The organism is uncultured Gimesia sp. (assembly GCF_937919775.1).
In the GTDB taxonomy this organism is placed as follows: Bacteria; Planctomycetota; Planctomycetia; order Planctomycetales; family Planctomycetaceae; genus Gimesia.
Genome location: NZ_CALFPF010000561.1, coordinates 1 through 11,147, shown reverse-complemented (window position 1 = coordinate 11,147; position 11,147 = coordinate 1). Strand labels below are relative to the sequence as shown.

General features: G+C 46.4%; 6 protein-coding genes. 3 read left to right on the top strand and 3 right to left on the bottom strand.

The genetic code is table 11. The features are described 5' to 3' along the window. Positions 1-1,712: hypothetical protein (locus Q0294_RS16180; RefSeq protein WP_299467520.1), on the top strand; the 1,712-nt coding region annotated here is incomplete at its 5' end. A gap of 139 nt (positions 1,713-1,851) precedes the next feature. Here Q0294_RS16180 and Q0294_RS16175 read toward each other — a convergent pair. The 3 genes from Q0294_RS16175 to Q0294_RS16165 all read right to left on the bottom strand — a co-directional run bounded on the left by Q0294_RS16175 (position 1,852) and on the right by Q0294_RS16165 (position 6,927). Next, the gene (locus Q0294_RS16175) at positions 1,852-2,454 is read right to left on the bottom strand and encodes a response regulator (RefSeq protein WP_299467518.1); all 603 of its coding nucleotides are present in this window, start codon (positions 2,452-2,454) and stop codon (positions 1,852-1,854) included. A gap of 428 nt (positions 2,455-2,882) precedes the next feature. After that, the gene (locus Q0294_RS16170; RefSeq protein WP_299467522.1) at positions 2,883-4,655 is read right to left on the bottom strand and encodes an adenylate/guanylate cyclase domain-containing protein; all 1,773 of its coding nucleotides are present in this window, start codon (positions 4,653-4,655) and stop codon (positions 2,883-2,885) included. Between the two features lie 52 nt (positions 4,656-4,707). Beyond that, entirely contained in the window at positions 4,708-6,927 is a 2,220-nt protein-coding gene (locus tag Q0294_RS16165) for a serine/threonine protein kinase (RefSeq protein WP_299467516.1), read from the bottom strand. Between the two features lie 499 nt (positions 6,928-7,426). Between Q0294_RS16165 and gyrA the strand changes: the two genes are divergently transcribed. Both gyrA and rfbB read left to right on the top strand, forming a co-directional pair. Next, positions 7,427-10,234, top strand: a complete 2,808-nt coding sequence (gyrA, locus tag Q0294_RS16160) for a DNA gyrase subunit A (protein WP_299467514.1) — start codon at positions 7,427-7,429, stop codon at positions 10,232-10,234. 66 nt (positions 10,235-10,300) lie between these two features. Continuing rightward, positions 10,301-11,147: dTDP-glucose 4,6-dehydratase (gene rfbB, locus Q0294_RS16155; protein ID WP_299467512.1), on the top strand; the 847-nt coding region annotated here is incomplete at its 3' end.

The window sequence follows — 11,147 nt, the reverse complement described above, 5'->3', positions numbered from 1 at the left end:
CCACTCAATCATTACTTAGATCACCAATGATCCCTAGAAATACATCATGGAGGAAATGTATGAGCCGCATTGCTCATCTTGCTTTAATCCTGTTGATTGGAATCTCGCTCCCCGAAACAGTGACTGCTGAAGATTCTACAGCCCCCAATATTTCATTAGTCCAGATCAATGCCGAGGGCATGATCGCCGATCTGAAATATCTGGTTCTGGACCTTGCTGACGACAAAAAAGGCTGGAGTAATCTTGATGAATTGCTCCCCACATTCCTCGAAGGGATTGATAAACAACGCCCAATGAGAGTGGATATTCTGCTTGGGGAAAACCAGAAGGAACGTTATCGGTTAATTCTCCCCGTCAGTGACCTGGGAATGTTTCGAGAAGCCTTGGAAGTTTTCGAAATCACTGTAAAAAAGCAGAGAAACGGGCCTTATCTATTAGGCAACCTTTTTGTAGGGTTTATGAAATACCTGCCAGACGAAAAGTATGTCGTTATTTCTGAAAAACTGTCTGAAGTAGACGAGATCAAAGATCCACTCAAACGAGTTCAGGAACTTTTGAATCAAAAATTCGATTTCAGCGCACTGATCACCAACGAAAAAGAAGGGGTCGATGCACGTAAAAAATCGATGGAGAATACCCGCAAACAATTACTTGCTGCGGTTAAGAAAAAACGGGATGAAACGGAAAATGCGTATGAACTCAGAAAACTCGCCTTTGCTCACCAGATGGATGAACTGGAGCGATTATTTGCAGAGTCCCAAAAAATGGTCATTGGCTGGACGACTGATGCCACAGCAAATGAGGGGCGACTCGAATTTACGTTAAAAGCCATCGAAGGCACCTCTCTGGACAACAGTATTAAGCAATTTGCCACTAAACCAAGCTATTTTGCAAACGTCCCGGTCAAACAAGATGGAATTCTCAATGGCAGAATTAATCATCCCGTGGATGAGATGCGAAAAGCAAATATCACTGCTTTTTACAAACTACTCCTGCCATCGTTAAAAAATCGCATCGCAGATGACAAAAAACTGACAGAGGAACAAAAAACCGCAAGTAGCAAAGTGGCCGAGCTGATTATTCAGATGCTTGATGCAGGAATAAAAGCTTCTGTGATTGATGGTTTTATCGATTCGAATCCTGTGGCTGATGGCAAATACGTCATGTTGGGAGGAATTCGATCAACGGATGGAGCCAAGCTTAGAGAAATTGTTGAGCTACTTCCTAAAGTCCTGATCGGACAAACGGTTGAGCTTGATTTCGTTAAGGAAGCTGGCCTGAATATCCACAAAATCAATATCCGAGCACAGCAACAAGCTGGTTTTGATGAACTATTTGGAACCGGCGAAGCCTTATATGCTGGAAGCACTCCCGATGCGCTCTGGATGGCTGCTGGCCCTGATGCAGTCGAACGCATCAAAGCAGCTGTCAAAATGGTCTCCGAAGCTCCTCCCGAAAAAGTCAGTCCCAATGTGATTGAACTAAATGTGAAGTCACTTCCCTGGCTGAAACTGATGGACAAACTGCGGGAAAAAAAAGGAAATCAGGAAATACGTGATCTGGCATTAAAATCTCTCACCAGCACCGATGACACTTTCACATTTGTGATGAAGAGAGAAGGGGATTCCATTGATGGAAAAGCAAAACTTGATAAAGGGATTTTAAGATTCATTGGCAATATCATTGCCAAGTTTTCAAAAGAAACTCTGTAACACATTTCTGAAATCAGATATAGCAAAACCGCACAGACTGCAGTCTGTGCGGTTTTTTTATTCGCCCGAATTTTTGTTTCTGCTGACCTCAAGTTGCAAAGCCAACGAGCAACTTATCCCACTTGGCAAGTGAATAACTTTATTCCCAATCTTCCATCAGTTCCTGCAGTTGCTCTTCTTCAGTTTGATCCAGAGACAGATCCACAAGTTGATCTTCGACAGAATTGGAATGATTCACATTAAGAGCACGATGTTCATTAATCTGCTCATGAGCGATTGGTGCCTGCGCAGTTGCCATTGGAACTGCAGTTGGTCTCTTGGAAGAATTGGGAGTATTCGCACCTCTGAAAAAACCAGGTTGGGCAAATTTCCGCACTTTGTCCAGAAACTCCGACTTGGAAAAACTGGTCTTAATAATGTAATCATTTGCACCACCCTGGATCGCAGCAACGACGGTTTCCTTGCTTGCATCGGATGTCAACATGATAATTTTCGTCTGACTGAGCATCGGATGCGAGCGAAAAGCTTTCAACGTCTGTAATCCATCCCACACAGCCATCTGCACATCCACAATAGCGATGTCCGGTGGGTATTCCAATGCTTTATAAAATCCCTGTGAGCCATCACTGGCAACAGAAACAATGTATTCGCTCCGTAAAAATGAAACCATCAGATTTCGAAAGAGCGGATCATCGTCAATAACCAGGACACGGGCATTTGATTTTTCTGATGCATTTAGCATGAGAGGAGCCTACTACTAAAAATAAAATCGTAACTTAAGATTTACTGGAAGGATGAATTGAATCAAAGACTTCATTTAAAACAAGCAGCATCTCCTGGGAGCGATTATCCAATCCCATATTTTCAGGTACCTTATATTTCTTCTCAGTTTGTGATAGTTCCAGATCTGATTCCACTAATAGCTCTGCGTTGCTCATGGCAAGTTCTCTCAACTGTTCTGACAATCCCAAGTTGTAAAGGACCAAATCACAAAATCGTCCAAGTGATGTCCGTTGCTAAAAAGTAGGTCAACTTTAAACGCAGGGCCAATTTTTCTGGGAAAAATGGCTTAGAAAAGAGATTGCTTAACATAGGTATTCCACCCAGTCAGCAAAATCCGAACAGTATGCGAAACTGGCAAAATTACTGGTTCGATCGAAATTGACGAAACTACTTGCTATCAAACTTAATCGTTCCATCCCAGTCAACGGGAGCGACCCTGTTCGTTCGAGCAATTTGCAATGCAAGGAAATCCTGTGCACGGTCAGATGGGGGAATCGCATGCAGCAATCGAAATGATTCTTCCCATTGCCCCCGGATAAAATAATCTACGGCAGTTTCGTAACACGCAACCTGCTCATCAGTGAGAGTTTCTGATTGTGATTCCGGCGGAAGAAGCTCACTAACGATAACGGGTTTTTCCATCCCGTAAGGCAGGATCTGAGCGAGCTTACGAACCCGACCTTCCTGCCGATCCATTTTATCTCTTACAATCTGCGCTGTCGCTTCATCCATTAAAACCGGAACTCGCAGATGTTTCGTCAATCCCTCCAGACGACTGGCCAGGTTGACGACCGGCCCGAACACCGTTACCTTAACCTGATCACTCGTTCCGATTTTACCTGCCACCGCTCTCCCATGTGCTATACCGATCCCCATCCGAAAATCACAGAGCGGATGATCTGATTGTAATTTTATCTGCTCGAAGGCAGCACGGATCGCCAAAGCAGCGCGACAGGCATCCAGGGGTGCCAAATCGGATGAGAAAGGCCACCCCCAGAATCCCAATGCAGCATCGCCCTGAAAATCACCAGTCACACCTCCAAATTCAAGGATGTGTGACGTCATGATTCCTAAAGCCTGACTGACTCTGCCCAGCAAGCCAATTAAATCTCCGGATGAATCTTCTGCATGCTGGCTGAAACCTCTCAGATCGCAAAACAAAACAGTGACATCACATTCCCTGGGTTCCAGGATCTCCGTATTCAGGTTATCTCCAATGGCAGCCAGAATGGGAGGCGCAAAAAATTGCCTGAGCCCAGCCTGTTGCCTTTCCAGTTGATTCAGACGCCTCACCGATTTGACAATGGATGCAACAAGTTCTGTAAATTTCACATCCGCCTGCAGATCGATTCCACCAGCCCCCTGTGGAACAGTCAACTGAAAAGGATGATTCAGTTCCCCTGCAACATACAGCCCCCACGTGCCAGAACTTCCATCCTCGATCGGAGTACAAAAAGCCCAGTCAAATTCGGCAACCACAGTATAATCTTCCTGATGTTGTAATTCATCTTTGGCAGCCCAGACGTGCAAAACCGTCCGTCTGCTTTTTTTCACCGCTTCCAGAACCAGCCGCCCACTGGGGCGAAATCCCCCCTGGGTCTGGCGTCTGCGTTCCCAGAATGGCACCTCAACCCGGTCATCATCATTTAGACGGACAACGGCCACAGCGTCTGCATGCTTCACCCCGGACAATAACATGGTCACCAGACGATGAAACAAATCGGCATCATTCCTCGCATCCAGAATCAATTCAGGTAAATGTGCCAACACATCGATTCTCTGGTCAGCGTCGCGATACCTGACCTTTAATAGCTCGTTTGGTTTGAATGTCACTTCTTCCAATGGTGATTCGCGAGGCGAAGAAAAGCTGGAAAGCGATTCAACCAATTGAAATGATGTTGAACCTATGACAAACGCGTTTCCCGGTTCAATCAGAAATTCATCCTGTTCGCTCCCGGCTAAAAAGATATGGTTCTCAGCCGTAGACAATTTCTTAACGGAAACCTGTTTCTGTTGTACCGTCAAAACCGCGTGTTTTCGTGAAATCCGATCGTCCCAGGGAACCGGGATATCAGCATCATGCGACCTCCCCAGAATTAGTTCCTGGCTATTCTGCAGACTGATTCTGCTGGAATTCTGTGGATTTGATCCGTATATCATTAATTCCAACAAAAAAATCTCCCGTTTTTGATAAAACTGCGATTTCAAATTCTCAGTAATTTTCAGACCCACTTGCTGAACTCAAGCCATGATCAGAACGCTTTTCAGACTGATGACGAGACCAGTCCCAGACACGTCGTTCTGTCAAAACCTTCATCACAAAATACCAGACCGTAAATATCAAAAGGCAACTCGTGACTAACACGATTAAACCATATTGGATGAGCCAGTCACGCATTTCCGCAACAGGACGCAGCGCCATACTGCGCCGTTCCTGAACAACGGCAGTCCAGCCAGTCGTACCAATCGGAGAAAAAGCGGCCAGCCAGATGTTGTCCTGACTGCCATCCGAAAGTACTGCTTCGACAGGATCATGATAATCGCTCACAACAGCCGGCAAGGGTCCCAACAGATTCTTTTTCTCTGCTAACTCGAATGATTGCAATTGAGCAAAATGCCTGTCCTTAAGCACTAATCGATCCACTACTTCCCGGCTCATACTCTGTAAATTATCTGCCGTCATTCTCGGATGGGCCAGCACTTTCCCGTCCCGATTATCGATCAAGGCGATCTTGCGATCCCCAATTTTTTCAGAATTTCCACGGATACTTTCGTCATAACCTTTAAGCAACTGATCCAGGTGTGTTGTCCTGGCTAAAACTCCTAACACTTTTTCGTGTTTCGAATCCCACACTGGTACGGCAACAGCCACCATCCATTGATGGGTCGCATCACTCTTGAAAACCTGGCAAATATAGGGGCTTGTGATTGGCTTGATGGATTCGGGAGCCTCGCCTTTTTCGTACTCCTTACCATGTCCATGAAAATAATCACGATAGGAAAAATCCTGTCCGCTTGTTGGTCCGGGTGGATCGCGCCAGATTTGTATCCCTTCGGTATTGGTAATAAACCAACTCGTATCCTTCTCTCGATTTAAGTCTGATCGCTTCTTGTCAACTAATTCTTTTTCATGCTTCAGAAATTCAGTCAGCTCCAACGCAGGCGGGTACTTCTGTTCTTTCATCAATTCCCGTAATAACTCGCTGGAAGAAAGTTCCACGAGTTGATCCAGACGATCTTCCAGTTCATGCTCCACATTTTGCGATAATAATTTGGCAGAAATGGAATCGCTTTTGAGAGCCCGTTCTGTCAGATTTTCCCGAAATTTATGAACCATCTGATTGACGGCTGCGCCCGCAACCGGGATTAAACCAATGATCAACAGGAGCGGACCGATAATCCCGATCGCAATCAGCGGTCTCCTGGCCCGTTGATGTTCTCTTTGCAGCAAGCTTGTCAGTACGGCCTGGGCATTGGGGAAGCGTTTTTGAGGATCTGTTTCCAGGCATCGATCAACAATTTCAACCAAACGTCGATCCACGCCGGAAACTTTGCGATGTTCTGCAGGGCGGGGTGAGTTCCGAATTAAGTCTCGATATGCCTTCAGCTTCTCTTCGAGCGTGTTTAAGTTTCGAATGGACTGTTCATTTTCCGCAGTCCGATAGGGGGCCTTTCCGCACAACATGTGATAAAGTAAAGCCCCCAGGGCATAAACGTCCCAGCGCGAATCAGGTACAGCCTGGAGATCAGCCTGCTCGGGAGCCATGTAATACAATGTTCCCAGAGACGGGCTTTGTTCGCTTGAAAGCCGGGATTGGCCGAAATCGCATAATCTCGGTTCAAAATTGGCATCGAGCAGAATATTGGCAGGTTTCAAATCGCAATGTAAAATGCCACGTCCATGCGCGTGTACCAATGCCAGCAATACCGTTTTGGCAATCCGAACTGCTTCAGAGACGGGCAGGGGGCCTGCTTCCAGAAACGATGATAAAGAACCATTCTCCAGGTATTCCATCATGTAGTAGGGGGGATCACTATTCCATCCAACCCCTTGTAAACTGATAATATGTCGAGATGTGTAGAGTTCTGCCAGTTTCTCTACTTCGCGACTCAAGAGTGACCAGTCCAGACCACGCCGATAAGTGTAAAACTTGATCGCGACATATTTCCCGGTATTTTCTTCCTGAGCCAGCCACACAGAGCCATAAGATCCTTCTCCCAGCGACCGGATGATAATATATCCGGGTATTTTTGCTGGTAGAGAAAGACGATCTTTGCTCAAATGAGCGGCATAAGATCTTTCATCAGGTGATTGTTTCAGAGTTTTTTCAGGGGAATCTTCAGCACAGGGTCCAGAACCCTGGCAGCCCCCTTCTGAAGGTGGACGACCATCAGCCGGCTGAGCCTTCTCTTCAGGTTCCGATTTATTCATAGAAAATCATCTTTAATAAATGCTCTGGGAAGAAAATTCTACTCTCTGTTTCCAGCTGATAACCCCTCTCGATACTCTCAGTATTCTATGCAATCGGCGTCCCACCCTCAATGATTAATGTCAGAACGTAACTTATTGATTTTCAAGGTTTTTCTCCCTTAAAGCACAACAAAATTCAGGCACTTTGTTAGTTGTGAATTATCGGGAATCTAGCTACAATTTGAGGATAGTTTAGAGACCTGAATTCTGTAGCGTTTAACTGATTTTTCAACCTCTGTTTTGACAATAAATAGCCTGCTCGATGCAGAGTATTTCTCAATTAAACAGCAAGGAAACCGGCATTCCTGTCAACACAACCGAATAGTTTCCTCATCGTCTGAATTGGCTACCTACGTCTTCAATGGTTATGAATCATAGAGACAACTCACTTTTAAAGCCAAGTTCAATTATAGAAGTGAGATAGATTATCATTAGTTGAATTCCTTAAGGAGAACAAGGATTGGCTAGCGACAACGGCGAAGAGCCGAAAATCCGAGAGAATATCAAGTACCTGGACATCCAGGATGAGATGCGCGACAGTTACCTTACTTACGCCATGAGTGTCATTATCAGCCGGGCGCTGCCTGATGCACGCGACGGCTTGAAGCCATCTCAACGCCGAATTCTTGTAGCAATGAACGATTTAAATCTGGGAGCCAGTTCATCCCGGGTAAAATGCGCAAAGATTTCCGGCGACACAAGTGGTAACTATCACCCGCACGGGGATGGTTCCATTTACCCGACATTAGTACGTCTGGGACAAGAATGGGTGATGCGCAATGTCCTCATTGATAAACAGGGGAACTTCGGGTCCCTGGCAGGCTTACCTCCTGCCGCCATGCGTTATACGGAAGCCAGGCTGTCCCCGGTTGCCGCAGAAATGCTGGATGATATCAATCGAAACACGGTTGATTTTGTTCCCACTTACGACCAGCGAAATAACGAACCCGTTGTTCTGCCCTCTAAATTCCCCAACTTACTGGTCAACGGATCAAGCGGAATCGCAGTCGGGATGGCAACCAGCATTCCTCCACAGAACATGGGAGAAGTCTGTGAAGCTGTCATACTGTTGATTGATAATCCCGATGCCACCATAGACGACATTCTGCAGGTCATGCCGGGCCCGGACTTTCCCACGGGGGGCATTATTTGCGGTCGCTATGGAATTCGCAAGGGTTATGCTACCGGTCGCTCTACAATTACGCTTCGCGCCCGAACCCACTTTGAAACTGAAAAACAGTCCGATGTGATCGTCGTTACAGAAATCCCCTACATGGAAACGCGCGACCGCATCCGGGAAAAGCTGGAAACGCTGGTACGGGACGACCGCGTCAAAGGGATCTCGCGGATTGTCGACCTGACCGACAGAAATGTCCCCCCCTGGCAAGTTCATCTTCAGATCATTCTGAAGCGGGATGCCGACAAAGAGGTTGTCCAGGCCCAGCTGTTTAAGTTTTCTCCTCTGCAAAGCACTTTCAGTGTAATTCTGTTGGCACTGGTCGGAAACCGTCCGGAAACACTGTCCATCAAGGAATTAATTCAACAGTTTCTGCTGCACCGGATCGATGTCATCCGCCGCCGAACCGAGTTCCTGCTTGCCGAAGCCCGCAAGAGAAAACACACCGTCGAAGGTTTGATGATTGCTCAGATCGATATCGACCAGGTCATTAAAACCATTCGCAGTTCACCAAGCAGAGCTGAAGCCAAAATCAGCCTGCAGGGGATGCAGGTTGATGGTAAACTGATCGAGCGGGCGCTGGGTGAAGATGGATTCAAGGAATACCAGAACGAACAGGGAGTTCACGAATATTATTCGTTATCTGCCAACCAGGCCGAAGCCATTGTCTCCATGCAATTGGGTTCTCTGGCAAACCTGGAACGGGAAAAACTGAGCGACGAACATAAGCAATTGCTCAAAGCCATCGGAGAATATCTGCACCTTCTATCCGATGAAGATCACATCCGCGCCATGATTCGCGATGATATGCTCCACCTCAAGCAGAAGTACTCAGATAAACGTCGAACTGATATTTCCGAAGACGAACTGATCGACGTGAACCGGGATGACTTAATTACAGAAGAGCCCATGGTCGTGACACTTTCACAGCGTGGTTATATCAAGCGAACCCAATTGAATACGTATCAGGCACAAAATCGGGGTGGTAAAGGGATTAAAGGCGTTAAAACGGACGATGAAGATCCGATTGAGCACTTATTCGTTTCCAGTACCCACTCCTACCTGCTGTTTATCACTAATCGGGGACGCGTCTATTGGCAAAAGGTCTATGACCTGCCACTCCAAGGCCGTACAGCCAAGGGCAGGGCGCTGGTAAACCTGCTCTCGCTTCAGGAAGATGAAACCGTATCCAATTGTGTCGCAGTGCGTGAATTTGATGAAGAACGTTTCCTGGTGATGGCAACCCGTAAAGGGATTATCAAGAAGTCACCGCTCTCAGCATATAGTCGCGTACAGAAAGGCGGTATCATTGCGATCAAGCTGGATGATGACGACGAACTCGTCGAAGCGTTGATCGTTTCTCCTGGAGAAGACCTGTTACTTGCGACCTCAGATGGGATGGCCATTCGCTTCGCACAATCTGACGCCCGCAGCATGGGACGCAACACGCGCGGCGTCAAAGGGATCAAGCTCTCCAAAGGGGGCCATGTTATCGGTATGGTGATTGCCAACCCTGATACCTGCCTGTTGACCGTTTGCGAAAACGGGTTCGGTAAGCGAACTCCTTTTGGATTTATTCCCAGTAATCCAGATTCAGAAGAAGATTCGACAGAAACTCTTGAGGATGATTCACTTGAACCAGACGAAGAACTCTCCTCAAGCGAGACCGACGTGGAGGAAACTTCTGATGAAGAACAGGAAACACGTAGTGGAATGCATTACCGCCGTCAAAGACGGGGGGGCAAAGGAATTCGAGATATACGCACCTCTGCTCGAAATGGTCAAGCCGTTGATATTATCCCTGTTGCCGAAGACGATGAAGTACTGATGGTTACAAAAAATGGGATCATCCAGCGCGTTCGAGGTCGTGAAATCAGCCAGGTCGGCCGCAATACGCAAGGAGTACGTGTCATTAAACTGGACAAGAATGACAAGCTCGTCTCATTAGCTCGAATTCCGGCTGAAATCGTCGATGACAGCGAAAGTGAGGAAACAGTAAATCCGGCAAATACTACCAGTCAGGATTTGACAGAAAATACAATAGTCGAAGATACAAAATTAGATAACGACTCAACATCAGACCAAGAATAATTTTTGCAAAAACATAAGAAAGCGATCAGTTTAAAAATTTCTGATCTCATAAGAATGGAGACTTAAATGAAGCAAATCTTAGTGACTGGCGGGTGTGGATTTATCGGATCAAATTTTATCCGATATCAGCTCTCTGAGTACCCTGAAATTTCCATTACGAACCTCGATAAATTAACTTATGCCGGCAATCTGGAGAACTTGAAAGAGTTTGAGTTGCACAAAGGTTACAAGTTTGTCAAGGGAGATATCGCGGATCAAGGCTTTGTTGACTCGCTAATGAAATCGACAGAGTTTGATGCGGTGATTCACTTCGCCGCTGAGTCGCATGTCGACCGCAGCATTCTTGATTCCGGTCCTTTTATCCAGACCAATATTGTCGGAACTCAGATTCTGCTGGATGCCTCTCGCGAGCACCAAATTAATCGCTTCGTTCAGGTGTCAACCGATGAAGTTTATGGCAGCTTGGGACCGGAAGGGTTATTTACTGAAGAGACTCCGATTGCCCCCAACAGTCCCTATTCCGCTTCAAAAGCCTCAGCAGACCTGCTGGTTCGCAGTTATGTCAAAACATTTGATTTTCCCGCCATCATCACCCGGTGCTCGAATAATTACGGTCCTTATCAGTTCCCGGAAAAATTGATCCCACTGTTTATTTCCAACGCGCTGGAAGATAAACCACTGCCGATTTATGGAGCAGGCACAAACGTTCGCGACTGGATTCACGTCCTTGACCATTGCCGCGGTATTGATGCCGCTTTAAGAAAAGGAAAAGTGGGTCAGATTTATAACTTCGGCGGTAATTCAGAGATGCAGAATATCGAGATCACCCGCTTACTGCTCAAATTACTCGGAAAACCAGAAAGCTTAATGAAATATGTTACAGACCGTCCAGGCCATGATTTACGTTATGCCA